Source organism: Cellulomonas chengniuliangii, assembly GCF_024508335.1.
Classification (GTDB): Bacteria; Actinomycetota; Actinomycetes; order Actinomycetales; family Cellulomonadaceae; genus Cellulomonas_A; species Cellulomonas_A chengniuliangii.
Genome location: NZ_CP101988.1, coordinates 1,601,671 through 1,614,882, shown reverse-complemented (window position 1 = coordinate 1,614,882; position 13,212 = coordinate 1,601,671). Strand labels below are relative to the sequence as shown.

The 13,212-nt window shown below is 72.6% G+C and carries 12 protein-coding genes; 5 read left to right on the top strand and 7 right to left on the bottom strand.

The window, feature by feature from the left end; genetic code table 11:
- Positions 1-38: 38 nt before the first annotated feature.
- Positions 39-1,007 carry a hypothetical protein gene (locus NP064_RS07460; protein WP_227568998.1) on the bottom strand — a complete coding sequence of 323 codons (969 nt, stop codon included), beginning with the start codon at positions 1,005-1,007 and terminating at the stop codon, positions 39-41.
- 133 nt (positions 1,008-1,140) lie between these two features.
- Between NP064_RS07460 and idi the strand changes: the two genes are divergently transcribed.
- The 4 genes from idi (at position 1,141) to NP064_RS07440 (ending at position 3,422) form a co-directional block, all read left to right on the top strand.
- Entirely contained in the window at positions 1,141-1,707 is a 567-nt protein-coding gene (idi, locus tag NP064_RS07455; protein ID WP_227568997.1) for an isopentenyl-diphosphate Delta-isomerase, read from the top strand.
- A gap of 115 nt (positions 1,708-1,822) precedes the next feature.
- On the top strand, positions 1,823-2,422 hold the full coding sequence (locus NP064_RS07450) for a sulfite oxidase-like oxidoreductase (RefSeq protein ID WP_227568996.1): 600 nt from the start codon (positions 1,823-1,825) through the stop codon (positions 2,420-2,422).
- Positions 2,392-3,144, top strand: coding sequence for a ferredoxin reductase (locus NP064_RS07445; RefSeq protein ID WP_227568995.1), 753 nt, complete (start codon positions 2,392-2,394; stop codon positions 3,142-3,144). The genes NP064_RS07450 and NP064_RS07445 overlap by 31 nt, the downstream gene beginning before the upstream one ends.
- Positions 3,141-3,422: a DUF6510 family protein gene (locus tag NP064_RS07440; protein WP_227568994.1), complete on the top strand. Its 282-nt coding sequence runs from the start codon at positions 3,141-3,143 to the stop codon at positions 3,420-3,422. The genes NP064_RS07445 and NP064_RS07440 overlap by 4 nt, the downstream gene beginning before the upstream one ends.
- Here the strand turns inward: NP064_RS07440 and NP064_RS07435 are convergent.
- Positions 3,352-4,419 (bottom strand): SDR family NAD(P)-dependent oxidoreductase, encoded by a 1,068-nt coding sequence (locus NP064_RS07435; protein ID WP_227568993.1) that lies wholly within the window; start codon positions 4,417-4,419, stop codon positions 3,352-3,354. The genes NP064_RS07440 and NP064_RS07435 overlap by 71 nt on opposite strands.
- 72 nt (positions 4,420-4,491) lie before the next feature.
- The gene (locus NP064_RS07430) at positions 4,492-5,574 is read right to left on the bottom strand and encodes an RNA polymerase sigma factor (RefSeq protein ID WP_227568992.1); all 1,083 of its coding nucleotides are present in this window, start codon (positions 5,572-5,574) and stop codon (positions 4,492-4,494) included.
- Positions 5,575-6,019: 445 nt separating this feature from the next.
- Here NP064_RS07430 and NP064_RS07425 point away from each other — a divergent pair, with 445 nt between their 5' ends.
- The gene (locus NP064_RS07425; RefSeq protein ID WP_227568991.1) at positions 6,020-7,813 is read left to right on the top strand and encodes an ABC transporter ATP-binding protein; all 1,794 of its coding nucleotides are present in this window, start codon (positions 6,020-6,022) and stop codon (positions 7,811-7,813) included.
- 79 nt (positions 7,814-7,892) lie between these two features.
- On the opposite strand, the gene NP064_RS07420 is transcribed toward NP064_RS07425, so the two are convergent.
- From NP064_RS07420 to NP064_RS07405, 4 genes are all read right to left on the bottom strand, one after another.
- Complete coding sequence (locus NP064_RS07420; protein ID WP_227568990.1) at positions 7,893-9,581, bottom strand: ribonuclease J; 1,689 nt, start codon at positions 9,579-9,581, stop codon at positions 7,893-7,895.
- Between the two features lie 379 nt (positions 9,582-9,960).
- The gene (locus NP064_RS07415; protein WP_227568989.1) at positions 9,961-11,457 is read right to left on the bottom strand and encodes a xylulokinase; all 1,497 of its coding nucleotides are present in this window, start codon (positions 11,455-11,457) and stop codon (positions 9,961-9,963) included.
- Positions 11,454-12,482 carry a zinc-dependent alcohol dehydrogenase gene (locus tag NP064_RS07410; RefSeq protein WP_227568988.1) on the bottom strand — a complete coding sequence of 343 codons (1,029 nt, stop codon included), beginning with the start codon at positions 12,480-12,482 and terminating at the stop codon, positions 11,454-11,456. Before NP064_RS07410 ends, NP064_RS07415 begins: the two co-directional genes overlap by 4 nt.
- A 115-nt stretch (positions 12,483-12,597) precedes the next feature.
- Positions 12,598-13,128 carry a flavodoxin domain-containing protein gene (locus tag NP064_RS07405; protein ID WP_227568987.1) on the bottom strand — a complete coding sequence of 177 codons (531 nt, stop codon included), beginning with the start codon at positions 13,126-13,128 and terminating at the stop codon, positions 12,598-12,600.
- Positions 13,129-13,212 lie beyond the last annotated feature (84 nt).

Sequence of the window (13,212 nt, the reverse complement as noted above, 5' to 3'; positions counted from 1 at the left end):
GGAGCCCGGCACGCCGCGCGCCGGGCTCGGCCCGCGGGTCAGCCGGCCGGCCACCCGCACGCCTGCCCGAGGAACGCGTGGAGCGCCTCACGGGCGGCCTCGGGCAACGGCAGGTAGAACACCGGCTGCGCCACCCCGTCGACCGTGGCGCGCACCGGCATCTGCGCGCCGCGCTTGTCCTCGGCCACGGCGTGCGGGTCGCACCGGGCGGGTGTCGCCTCGAGCGTCGCCGCGACGGGCCCGCCGGCCGCGCTGGACAGGCCCAGAGCCCACTGCGGCCCACCGACGGGTGAGAGCAGCGTGGTGCCGTCGATCGCCTGGACCTCGACGAGGGGCCCTCCTGGCACCGGGTCTAGCCACAGCGTCAGGCGCGCCCGGGCGCCCTCCACGCCCTCGACGACCTCGACGACCTCGACGACCTCGAGCCTGGGCGACCAGGAGAGCCGGGCCCCTGTGGCCACCGCCTCCGCTGCGCACTCCTCGGCCCACCGGCGCGTGAGCACGTCGTCAGGATCGGCCGAGGCGTCGATGCCGTGGGCCAGCACCGCCCGCGGAGCCGACCCCGGGCTGGCGCTGTCGTCGAGCTCGAGGGTGAGGACGTCGGCTTCTTCCGGCTGCTCGCACCGGGGGGCGCCGAGCAGCAGCCGCACGGTCGCGGACCCGCCTGGCGCCGCGGTCGCCGAGCCCAGCGAGCGCGCGGGCGTCGCCCACCGCGGACCGGTGATCTGCGCGGCCGCCACGACGACGTCGACCGCGGACTCGTTGGCCACGACCACCCGCACGATCCGGTCGCCCCACTCCACGCGCGCCTGGCCGACCTCCACGGAGACCCCGGGCGGCAGCGGCACGGGCGTGGCGTCCACGCCCTGCGACGGGGACGCCGACGGCGAGGCCGCGGCCGGCGGCGGGGATGACGGCCCCTCGCATGCCGCCAGCCCGGCGGCGAGACCCACCAGCGCGAGGGCGGCGGCCACCCGGGAGGCGGGTCGGCGGCCGCACGGCTCCATACCCGGCATGCTGCACCGCCCGACGCCGGAGCGCGAGCACCGGGGAGGCGCGGACGCCACCGGGGCAGGGCGGCCAGAGCGCGCCGGGCGGGCGGACGCGACACCTCCCACGTTCCCGTGGCATGGTCGGGGCATGGTGACCAGCGTCGACCGCCCCTCCCCCGCGCCTTCGGAGCCCGAGCTCGTGGTGCTGCTCGACGAGGCGGGCCAGCCGATCGGCTCGGCGCCCAAGGCCACGGTGCACACCGACTCCACGCCTTTGCACCTGGCCTTCTCGTGCTACGTCTTCGACACGGACGGGCTGCTGCTGATGACGCGCCGGGCCGTCGACAAGCCGACGTTCCCCGGGGTGTGGACCAACAGCTGCTGCGGCCACCCGGCTCCCGGGGAGTCGATCGAGGACGCCATCGCCCGGCGGCTGCGCGACGAGCTCGGCATCACCCATGTCGACGATCTGCGTCCCGTCATCCCGGAGTTCCGCTACCGGGCCGTGATGGACAACGGCGTCGTGGAGAACGAGATCTGCCCGGTGTACGCCGCGGTCGTCCCGGTCGGAGCCCAGGTCACGCCCGATCCCACGGAGGTGGAGGAGCACCGGTGGGCGACGTTCGAGGAGTTCCGCCGCCTGGCCCAGACACCGGGCCAGATCAGTCCTTGGGCCACGCTCCAGGTGGCCGACGCCGACCGCTGGGGCGCCTAGCCCTTGTCGGCCTCGCCCGACGGCCGCAGAATCGGGATAGACAGGGACATCTCGCCCGCCGCGTGACTTCTCGGCGGCCAGGGACGTCCGGCCCCTCTGCAGGCAGGACACCGACATGGCGCCGATCTCCCGAGGCTTCACCGGCCAGGCTCGCGAGCTCGCCCCGGACCTGCCTCCGGGCCAGTACCTCACGCGGGATTTCCCCGTGCTGTCCGCAGGGCCGACTCCCGCCGTCAGCGAGAAGGACTGGACGCTGACGGTCGCCGACGAGACCGGCGCCCAGGTCGCGTGGGACTGGCAGGCGTTCCAGGCCCTCCCCCAGCAGGACATCGTGGTCGACCTGCACTGCGTGACCCGGTGGTCCAAGCTCGGCACCGCGTGGCGCGGCGTGGCGGTCGACGTGCTCCTGGCCGACGTGGAGACGGCGGCCGAGCACGTCGTCGCCCACTCCTACGGCGGATACACCACCAACCTCCCCCTCGATGACCTACTGGACGGCCAGGCGTGGGTGGTCCACGCCTACGACGGCGAGCCCCTCCCGCCCGAGCACGGCGGCCCCGCGCGACTCCTGGTGCCCCACCTCTACCTGTGGAAGAGCGCCAAGTGGCTGCGCGGCCTCACGCTCACCGTGGGCGACGAGCCCGGGTTCTGGGAGACGGCCGGTTATCACAACGAGGGGGACCCATGGCGGGAGCAGCGGTACTGGGGCGACTGACCTGGCTCGAGGCGACCGTCAGCGACCTCGCGGAGGAGACGCCGACCACACGCCGGGTGACCCTCGACGTGGACGGCTGGGACGGGCACGTGCCGGGCCAGCACGTGGACGTGCGCCTCACGGCCCCCGACGGGTACACCTCCACCCGGTCCTACTCGATCGCGAGCGCCCCGACGCCCCGGCGGCTGGAACTGGCCGTGGCACGGGTGCCCGGCGGCGAGGTCTCGGGCTACCTCGCGGGGCCGATGGCCGAGGGTGACCAGGTGGAGGTGCGAGGGCCGCTGGGCGGCTGGTTCGTGTGGCGCCCGGAGGAGCCCGGACCGGTGCAGCTCATCGCCGGCGGGGTCGGGCTCGCGCCGCTGATGTCCATGGTGCGGGCCAGGGCCCAGGCGGATAGCCCGGCGCCAATGCGCCTGCTCTGCTCGGTGCGCGACCCGGCATCCCGGCTGTACGCGCGCGAGCTCGCGCAGCAGGGGCGCCAGCCCGACGGCGTCGACGTGACGTGGGTCTACACCCGGGGCAGCGAGAACGGCGCCCTGCCCCGCCGCATCGACCCCCACGTCGTGCAGGATGCCGCGTTCGCCGCCTCGGAGTCGCCCACCTGCTACGTCTGCGGCCCCACGGGGTTCGTGGAGACCGCGGCGGCCCTGCTCGTCGACGCGGGGCACGACCCCGGCCGCATCCGGGCGGAACGATTCGGACCCACCGGAGGACGCTCATGACCACGTCGTCGATCGAGCCCGCCCACACCGACGGGAACGCCGCTGCAGGCGCGCTCGCCGAGGTGTTCGCCGTCGACGTCAGCGCCGCCGAGGGGGTGTGCGTCGCGTGCGGCCGCGCCTGCCGGATGGCGCAGGCGCGGCTCTACGGGCGGGGTCCCGGGCTCGTGCTGCGCTGCCCCGGGTGCGACCACGTGCTGCTCCGCTGGGTCACGTCCGACCACGACGCCTGGCTCGACCTGCGAGGGGTGCGGGCCCTGCGGATCGAGCGGTCCCCGTGAGCCCGCCGTGCCGAGCGGACGGAGCGCTGTGGAGCTTGTCGAGGTGATCGTGCGGGTCGTGGTCACCGACCTGCCCACCTCCACCCTCTGGTACCAGCGCCTGCTCGACCTGGAGCCGGTGGAGCCGGACGACGGCACGTCGGTGTTCGTGCTGACGCCCAGCACCACGCTGCAACTCGTCGAGAAGGACGAGATCACCCCGGCGGAGCCCGGCTGCAGCCTGAGCCTGCGCGTGCCGGACCTCCGGGGCGCCGCGGCCCATGTGGACGGGCTGGGACTGCGAAGGTCGGAGACGGCCACGCTCGGGGAGGTTGACCCGGATGCCCTCCTCCGCGAGCTGCTGGGAGAGCCCGCGCGTGAAGTTGAGGATGCCCGCCTTGGTGGTCGCGTAGTCGAGCAGCTGCGGGCTCGGGTCGTACGCCTGGATCGACGTGGTGTTGATGATCGAGGCGCCGGCGCCCAGGTGGGGAAGAGCCGCGCGGGTGATCCAGAACATCGCGTAGAGGTTCGTCTTGAGCACCCGGTCGAGCTGCTCGGTGGTGATGTCCCGCAGGCCGCCCGCCTGCGACATCTGGTAGGCGGCGTTGTTGACGAGGATGTCCAGGCCGGCGAACTCCCGGGCCACGTGCTCCACCAGGTCGACGCAGTGGGCCTCGTCGCGGATGTCGCCGGGGACCGCCAGCGCACGGCGCCCGGCGGCCTCGATGAGGCGCACCGTCTCCTGCGCGTCGGGCTCCTCCTCCGGCAGGTAGGAGATCGCGACGTCGGCGCCCTCGCGGGCGAACGCGATCGCCACCGCCCGGCCGATCCCGGAGTCGCCGCCGGTGATCAGCGCGCGTCGTCCCTCGAGACGACCGGACCCCCGGTAGGTGTCCTCGCCGTGGTCGGGCTTCTGCGCCATGTCGGAGGTGCGGCCGGGATGCTCGATCTTCTCGGCCGGCTGCCCGGGCTGCGGGTACTGGCTGGTCGGGTCCTGGGGCGTCGTCTGATCGGTCATGCATGACTTCCTATCGCGGCCTCCGGCCGCCCACCACCGGAGGGCGGCGTCTCGCCGGCGCCCGCGCCCCGATCAGTCCAGGTAGTCGCGCAGGGACTGCGACCGCGACGGGTGGCGCAACTTCGACATGGTCTTGGCCTCGATCTGCCGGATCCGCTCCCGGGTCACCCCGTACACCTCGCCGATCTCCTCGAGGGTGCGGACGCGGCCGTCCGCCAGCCCGTAGCGCAGCGACACCACCCCTGCCTCGCGCTCCGACAGGCTGTCGAGGATCGAGCGCAGCTGGTCGCGGAGCAGCCCGAACTGCACGACCTCGGAGGGCGCCAGCGCCTCGGAGTCCTCGAGAAGGTCGCCGAACTCGGAGTCGCCGGCCTCGCCCAGGGGCGCCTGCAAGGAGATGGGGTCGCGGGCGTGCTTGAGAGCCGCCTCGACCTTCTCGGGCGTGAGGTCGAACTCCGCGGCGGTCTCCTCGGTGGTCGGCGCCTGCCCGTGCTCCTGGGTCATCTGCTTCTGCCAGCGCGTGAGCTTGTTGATCAGCTCGACCATGTGCACGGGGATGCGGATGGTGCGGGACTGGTCGGCCATCGCCCGCGTGATCGACTGCCGGATCCACCACGTCGCGTAGGTGGAGAACTTGAAGCCCTTGGTGTGGTCGAACTTCTCGACCGCGCGGATCAGGCCGCTGTTCCCCTCTTGGATGAGGTCGAGGAAGGGCATTCCACGGCCGGTGTACCGCTTGGCGATGGACACCACGAGGCGCAGGTTCGCCTCCAGGAGGTGGTTCTTGGACCGTGCGCCGTCCAGCGCGAGACGCTGCAGCTCGCGCCGCGTCGCGCGGGTCGGGATCTCGGGGTGCTCCAGGAGGTGGGTCGCGTACAGCCCTGCCTCGATCCGTCCGCCGAGGTCGACCTCCTGCTCGGCGTCGAGCAGCTTGACCCGGCCGATCAGGCGCAGGTAGTCCTTCACCGGGTCCGCGGACGCGCCGGCCGTCATGACCACGGGGTCCGGGTCGTCGTCCGCCTCGGCGGACAGCACGTACTCCCGCGACTGGGCCCCGACCTGCCGCCCGGGCTCGTCCGTGTCGTCGGCCTCCGCGTGGGGCGCCTCGGCGGGCGGCGGCGGTTCGACGCTCGTTGCGGCCAGGGTGTGGCTCATGGTGGAGGAGTCCCCTCTCGAAGGAATCTGCGCCGCGAGAATGCGACGCGCATGCGCCTGTTACCAGCGGACACTCGCTCAAGAAAGTCCCCGCTGTGCGCAGATCTTCGTCGTGGAGACGGGCCGCATTGCGCGCCCATTGTAACACAGTCCGCTTTCCAGTCATTGACATCAATATCCCGGGTGTCATTCTCATGAATCCGGCGGGCCTTCAATTCGCGACCCATTCGAAATGGCGGACCAAATACGGTCGCCTGTGAATTCACGACCTGAGGACCCGAGAGCGGGCCCGGGCGATCACGGAGGATCGGACGGGGCGCCCCGCTCCTCGTCCTGTCGCGGACGGGCGCGCCGGCCGCGAGTCGTCGTTCGCCAGCATGACGGCGCAGAATGCCTGGTCCCCGCATCCCGCATCCCGCATCCGCGACATGGAGGCAAGGCCAGCGTGCGCAGCATCATCCGCGTCCTCAGCTCCACCCAGGAGCTGTGGCGCCACTACGTCGGGATCATCTTGTGCTCGGTGGCGGTCACCGCCACGGGCCTGCTGACCCCGTTCATCATCAAGGCGGCGACCGACTATGTCGTCGCCGCCACCCAGGGCGAGGCGTCCGGCGTGGCCACGGTGGTCTGGCTGGCGGCCGCTTTGCTCGCGGCTGACCTCGCGAACACCCTGCTGAGCAACATCGGCGGGTACCTCGGCGACACGATGGCCGCTCGGCTGCGGGCCACGCTGTCCGCCCGGTACTTCGCCAAGCTGCTGTCGCTGCCGCAGCGCTACTTCGACGACGAGCTGACCGGCGCCGTGATCAACCGGCTCTCGCGCTCGATCACCGAGGTCACGGGCTTCCTCAACATGTTCGCCAACTCCTTCTTCCAGATGCTGCTCACCGTCGTGGCGGTGCTCGCCGTGACCGGCTTCTACTCCCTGCCCATGGCGCTGCTGCTCGCGGCGATCTACCCGATCTTCATGTGGCTCACCACCAAGACGAGCACCCGCTGGCAGGCGCTCGAGACGCAGAAGAACCGCGAGCTCGACATCGCCGGCGGCCGCTTCGCGGAGGTCATCGCGCAGATCCGCGTGGTGAAGAGCTTCGTCCAGGAGCGCCGGGAGCTCGCCGCGTTCACCCGCCGCTACGACAGCACCGTCGAGACGACCCAGACGCAGTCCCGCTACTGGCACGGCATGGACGCGGCCCGGCGCGCCGCGCTCAACGTGCTGTTCTTCGGCATCTTCGCGATCCTCTTCGTGCAGACGGCGCGGGGCGAGTTCACCATCGGGGTGATGGTGCTGCTCATCCAGCTGGTGACCATGGCCCGCCAGCCGGTGTTCTCGATGAGCTACATGGTCGACTCGGCCCAACGGGCGGTGGCGGGCAGCCGTGACTACTTCCGCGCGATGGACGAGCTCTCCGAGGCCGAGACGCTCCCCGCGCTCCCGGCCGAAGGCCCCGGGCGGCGCCGTGGGCCGGCTGGCATCGAGCTCGAGCAGGTCAGCTTCGGCTACGCCGGAGGCGCCGACGTGCTGCACGACCTCACGTTCTCCATCCTGCCGGGCGAGCACATCGCCTTCGTCGGCGAGAGCGGCGGCGGCAAGACGACGCTCGTCAGCCTGCTCATGCGCCTGTACGAGCCCAGCTCGGGCGCGATCCGCATTGACGGCGCCGACATCACGGCCCTCCCCCTGGAGGAGCTGAGGTCCGGCATCGGCGTCGTCTTCCAGGACCCGTCACTGTTCTCTGGCACCATCCGCGAGAACATCGCCTACGGCAGCCCGGAGGCCACCGACGAGGACGTCGCCGCCGCGGCCCGCTCCGCGAACGCCCACGAGTTCGTCAGCAGGCTCCCGCTCGGTTACGACTCCCCCATCGGCGAGCGCGGCGTCAAGCTCTCCGGAGGCCAGAAGCAGCGAATCGCGGTGGCGCGCGCCATGCTCAAGGACGCCCCCGTGCTGGTGCTGGACGAGGCCACGAGCTCGCTCGACTCCCGCTCGGAGCGCCTGGTCCAGGAAGGGCTCGAACGCCTCATGGCCGACCGCACGACCCTGATCATCGCGCACCGGCTGTCGACGATCTCCGCGGTGGACCGGATCGTCACCCTCAAGGACGGGCGCGTGGACGAGATCGGGACGCCCGACGAGCTCGCGGCCTCGGGGGGCATCTACGCCCAGCTCCTGGCCCTGCAGGCGTCGTCGTCCACGCGGGACCGCAAGCGGCTGCGGCAGTTCGACATCCGGGCCTGAACGACGAGCGGCCCGCCCACGGTGTGGGCGGGCCGCTCGCTGGGCCTCGTGCTCCGCTCCGGGAGCCGCGAGGCGCGCGCTACGCGTCGACGGCGATGGCCACGACGACCGGCTCGCGACGCGACTTGCGCTTGAGGTAGTTGGACACGGCTCCCGCGATGACGTGCTCGACCTTCTCGAGGTCGTCGATGCCCTGCGCGGCGGCCTTGGCCAGCGCCCGCTCGACCTCGGCCGAGGCGTTCTCCAGGTGGATCTCATCGTGGACGAACCCGCGGGTGACGTACTCCAACGGCTCCGCGAGCGTGTTGGTGGAGGGGTCCACAATGGCCAGCACGGTGACGAGGCCGCCGTCGCTGAGGCGGCGGCGCTCCTTGAGGGTGTCCTCGGTGGCGCGGCCGACGGTGTCGCCGTCCACGTAGACCAGGTCCGCCTGGACCTGCCCGGACAGCGTCGCCTTGCCCTTGATGAGGTCGATCGTGGACCCGTCGCGCGCGATGATGACGCGCTCGGGGTCGACGCCGGTGCGGACCGCCAGCTCGCCGTTGGCGTGCAGGTGCTTCGACTCGCCGTGGTAGGGCACCACGTTCTTCGGCTTGAGAATGTTGTAGCAGTACACGAGCTCGCCGGCGCTGGCGTGGCCGGAGACGTGGACCTTCGCGTTGCCCTTGTGGACCACGTTGGCGCCCAGGTCGGTGAGCTTGTTGATGATCCCGTAGATGGCGTTCTCGTTGCCGGGGATCAGCGAGCTCGCGAGCAGCACGGTGTCGCCTGCGTTGAGGCGGATCTGGTGCTCGCCGTTGGCCATGCGGGACAGCGCGGCCATCGGCTCGCCCTGCGACCCGGTGCAGACCAGCGTGACCTTGTCGTCCGGCATGGAGCTGAGCTTCTTGAAGTCCACCACCAGCCCTCGCGGGATGTTCAGGTAGCCGAGCTCGCTGGCGATGCCCATGTTGCGGACCATCGACCGGCCGACGAAGGCGACCTTGCGGCCCGCATGGTGGGACGCGTCGAGCACCTGCTGGATGCGGTGCACGTGGCTCGCGAAGCTCGAGACGATGATGCGCTTGGGCGCCGTCGCGAACACGTTGTCGATGGCCGGCGCGAGGTCGCGCTCGGACATCATGAACCCGGGCACCTCGGCGTTCGTCGAGTCAGTCAGGACCAGGTCGAGGCCCTCCTCACCGAGGCGGCCGAACGCCCGCAGGTCGGTCAGGCGGCCGTCGAGCGGGAACTGGTCCATCTTGAAGTCGCCGGTGGCCATCACCACGCCGGCAGGCGTCCGGATCACGACGGCGAGCCCGTCCGGGATGGAGTGGTTGACCGCGATGAACTCCAGGCCGAACGGCTTGGCCTCGTGCGTGTCACCCGCCTCGACGCGCACCGTGTTGGCGCGGATCTTGTGCTCCTGCAGCTTCGCGTTGATGAACGCCAACGTGAGCTCGGAGCCGATGACGGGGATGTCGGGCCGTTCCCGCAGCAGGTACGGGACCCCGCCGATGTGGTCCTCGTGGCCGTGCGTCAGCACGATGCCGACGATGTCCTTGAGGCGGTGCCGGAGCGAGGAGAAGTCGGGGAGGATCACGTCGATCCCCGGCTGCGTCTCCTCCGGGAACAGGACCCCGCAGTCGAGGACGAGGATCTTGCCGCCGAACTCGAAGGTGGTCATGTTGCGGCCGACCTCGCCGACGCCGCCGAGCGGCGTGATGCGCAGCGCGCCGCGCGGGACGGCCGGGGGCGCGGGCAGCTTCTTGCTGTGTGCAGATTGCATGTAGTGACTCCAGAGCAGGAGGGCGTTCGCCCTCGGATCTATCAGGTCGAGGTGGAGCCGCGACGACGAGCGGCCCCGGACGTGCCAAGTGCGGTCGTGGCGGCGCGAAGCGTTGCCGCTGAGACCGGCCAGGTCCATGGGTGCGTCGGCACGAGGAGCGCCCGCGAGGTGCAGATGGTGCACGCGGCGTTCTGGCTCGTGCGTCGCCACCCATGTGTCGTGTCGTGCTCAGACCTGGCCTACGAAGTGGGCTCAACTCGACTCGGCGAGCTGAGATGTATCGCCCTACCGTACCCAGTCAGCGTGGGATACCTGCCCTCTGTGCCCATCGAACCGCCGTGCGGGCTCCCTGGACGGCGTTCCCGTGGCCCTCGGCCGGTCATCCCCAGGGGACCGATCGCGCGTCGGCCAGTGCCGCGTACACGTCGCGGAGCTGGGGGTACATCCGCTGGTGGACGGCGTGCAGCGCGTCGTAGCGGGCGGCGGTCGACGGGTCGGGGTGGACGTCGTGGCCGTCGAGCAGCGGGCCGGCCGCGGCGGCCGCCGCCTGCTGCGGGCTCGTGCCCGTCAGGTGGGACCAGGCGAGCGCTGCCGCCCCCGCGGCGCTCGCCTCGCCGGCCGCGCAGACGCGCACCGGTCGTTGCGTCACGTCGCTGACGATGCGCACCCACAGCGGGCTGCGCGCGCCGCCGCCCACCGCCCGGACTTGCTCGACGTCCGAGCCGGTCGCGGCCTCGAGCCGTTCGAGGTGCAATCGCAGCTCGAAGGCGACCCCCTCGAGGATCGACCTGTACAGGTGGGCGGGGGTGTGCCGGCCGTGCCAGCCGATCACCGCGCCCCGCGCCAAGGGGTCCCAGTAGGGCGTCTGCGCGGCGTTCCAGTACGGGAGGGTCAGCAGGCCGTCGGCGCCCGGAGGCAGCGCCGCGGCCTGCTGCTCGAGGTCGGCCTCCGTGGCGAACTGCTCCCGGCACCACGTGGCCACGTAGGCGGCCGCGTTGAGCACGGTCTCGAGCGTGTAGTCGTGGGGCCCGATCCCGGCGAGGGTGCGGAACGCCGGATCCCACCGGTAGGCGCCAGACGAGACCCCGAGCACCATCGACGTGCCGAGGTTGAGGTAGGCGACGCCCGGCGCGGTCGCCCCGAGCGCGAGGCCCGCAGCCTGCCCGTCGCCGATGCCCGAGACCAGCGGCACCGGGCCGCTCAGGCCGAGCGCCCGTGCTGCCTCGGGCAGCAGCGTCCCGAGCGGCTCCCCCGCGGGCACGAGCTCCGGAAGCTGGTCGGCGCGGACCCCCGCGATGTCGAGCAGCTCCGCGGACCACGCCCGGCGCGGCAGATCGAGGAGTCCCAGGGTGTCGGCAGAGGCCGGGCTGGTGGCCCACCGCCCTGTCAGGCGAAGGCTGAGGTAGGCCTGGACGTCTCCCACACGGGAGGCGTTCCGCAGCACCTCGGGCTCGTGCCGGGCCAGCCAGGCGAGCTTGTAGATCGCCGGGGTGGTGTCCCCCGGCTTCCCGGAGAGCTCGTGCACCCGGGCTGAGCCGTGCTCGGCGATCTCGGCGTGCGCCCGGGCGTCGAGCCACAGGATGGCGGGCCTCAGCGGGACGTCGTCCGGGCCCAGGCAGGTGAACGACTCACGCTGGTGCGTCAGGCAGACCGCGGCCACGCGGTCCGGGTGGTCGAGCGACGCCACCGCCGCCGCGACGGCGTCCCGGGTGGCCGTCCACCACTGCGTCGCGTCCTGCTCGTGCCAGGACGTGTGGGGCTGGTCCGTCTGGAGCGGGCGCGAGGCGGCGGCGACCACCCGGCCATCGGCCGTCACGACCACGGCCTTGGCCGCGGTGGTGGAGCAGTCGACCGCGACGACGAGCTGGTCGGTCATGCGCCGCCCTCGACGCCGGCCGGCTCGACGACGACCTTCAGCCCGGTGCGCGCGTCGGCGACACGGAACGCCTCGGCCGCCTCGGCCAGCGGGAACGTGTGGCTGACCAGCGACGCCACGTCCACGAGGCCTCGCCCCACCAGCCCGATCGCGCGGGGGTACATCTCCTTCATGCGGCGCGACATCATGATCGTCAGCCCCTTACGGCGCGCGACCGAGGCCGGGAAGGTCGTCGCGTCCTCGGACGGGATGCCCGCGAGCACGACGCGCGTCCCCGGGCGCGCCGCCCGCATCGCCAGGTCGACGGCCGCGTCCGTGCCCGCGGCCTCGACGACGAGGTCAGCGCCCCTGCCGCTGGTCGCCGCGTCGAGCAGCGACCCGATCTCGGGGTCCAGGGGGTCGAGCGCCTCGTCGGCCCCGAGCGAGCGGGCGGCGTCGCGGCGGTGGGCCAGCGGCTCGACCGCGACCACCCGCGCAGCCCCCGCCGCGCGGGCGAGCTGGACCAGGCACAGCCCGATGGGCCCGCACCCCACGACCACGATCGTCGCGCCGAGCCGCGGCTTGCCGAGGTCCATGGCGTGCAGCGCGACGCCCAGCGGCTCGAGCACCGCGATGTCCGCGGCGGACAGCGTGTCCGGCGCCGGGTGCAGCAGGTGACTGGGCCAGGCCATGAGCTCGCGCAGCCCTCCGTCGGTGCTGCCGTGCCCGGCGAAGCGCACCGTGGGGCACAGGTTGCGGTTGCCCTCGAGGCACTGCTCGCACACCCCGCACGGGTTCGCGGGGTCCACGGCGACCCGCTGGCCGTCCCGCGGTCCGCCGACGATGACCCCGGCCATCTCGTGGCCCAGCACCAGCGGGTTGGTGAGCCCCGCGTCCCCGATGCCGCCGTCCGTGAACCAGTGCAGGTCGGACCCGCACAGCCCCACGGCGGTGACCCGTACGAGGCTCTCCCCCGCAGCGGGGGTGGGGTCTGGCTCCTCGGCGAGCCGGACGTCGCCGACCCCGTGCAAGCGCGCGACCTTCATCGGTGCGCCACCACCTTCGTCTCCCGGCCAGGACGTCCCCGGCCGCTCCGATCGTATCGACCGGGCGCCAGGACCAGCCTGGGAGCCCGCCCGGTGGCGCCGCGCCGCGCACGGCTCACGACGCGGGCGCGAGCTCGTCGGCGATCGAGCGGGCCCAGGCCCCGATCGCGGGCCAGTCCCGGAAGTCCCCCTCGATCATGACCTCGCGCGCGGCGGGGACCCGCATCATCAGCCGCCCGGCCCGGTTGAGGCGGGACGGGTCGAGCGCGCCGAAGAACACCGTCGAACCGCGAGCGCCGGTCAGCTGCTCGTGCTTCGCCAGGTCGAGCGGGCGGGAGGCCTCCACGAGGTCGTTGCCGTCCTTGTCGTGCGTCGCTGTTCCGAGCGGGCCGCTGCTGAACAGCCACACGGGGCGGGCGCGGAGGGCGTCGTGGTGGCGCCGGACGAACGCGCGGGCGTCGCGGTGCCAGCGGCCGGCGAAGACGGCGCCGCCGACCACGACGGCCGAGCACCCGGACACGTCCTTCACGGCGGCGGCCGGGCGAGCCTCGGCGTCGTGCCCCGCTGCGGTCAGCTCACGGGCGATGTGCTCGGCGATGCCGCCGGTGGCGCCGTACGTGGTGGCGTAGGCGACGAGGATGGTCATGGCGCTCCTTCGCTCCAGTTCTCAGCATGTCGCGCGCCCCGTGCCCGCCACCGGGACCCACGTCCTGACTCGTGGCGCGTGGCA

Coding starts and splice junctions, on each gene's coding strand:
- NP064_RS07460 (WP_227568998.1), bottom strand. CDS start 1,007: ATGGAGCCGTGCGGCCGCCGACCCGCCTCCCGGGTGGCCGCCGCCCTC.
- idi (WP_227568997.1), top strand. CDS start 1,141: ATGGTGACCAGCGTCGACCGCCCCTCCCCCGCGCCTTCGGAGCCCGAG.
- NP064_RS07450 (WP_227568996.1), top strand. CDS start 1,823: ATGGCGCCGATCTCCCGAGGCTTCACCGGCCAGGCTCGCGAGCTCGCC.
- NP064_RS07445 (WP_227568995.1), top strand. CDS start 2,392: ATGGCGGGAGCAGCGGTACTGGGGCGACTGACCTGGCTCGAGGCGACC.
- NP064_RS07440 (WP_227568994.1), top strand. CDS start 3,141: ATGACCACGTCGTCGATCGAGCCCGCCCACACCGACGGGAACGCCGCT.
- NP064_RS07435 (WP_227568993.1), bottom strand. CDS start 4,419: ATGACCGATCAGACGACGCCCCAGGACCCGACCAGCCAGTACCCGCAG.
- NP064_RS07430 (WP_227568992.1), bottom strand. CDS start 5,574: ATGAGCCACACCCTGGCCGCAACGAGCGTCGAACCGCCGCCGCCCGCC.
- NP064_RS07420 (WP_227568990.1), bottom strand. CDS start 9,581: ATGCAATCTGCACACAGCAAGAAGCTGCCCGCGCCCCCGGCCGTCCCG.
- NP064_RS07415 (WP_227568989.1), bottom strand. CDS start 11,457: ATGACCGACCAGCTCGTCGTCGCGGTCGACTGCTCCACCACCGCGGCC.
- NP064_RS07410 (WP_227568988.1), bottom strand. CDS start 12,482: ATGAAGGTCGCGCGCTTGCACGGGGTCGGCGACGTCCGGCTCGCCGAG.
- NP064_RS07405 (WP_227568987.1), bottom strand. CDS start 13,128: ATGACCATCCTCGTCGCCTACGCCACCACGTACGGCGCCACCGGCGGC.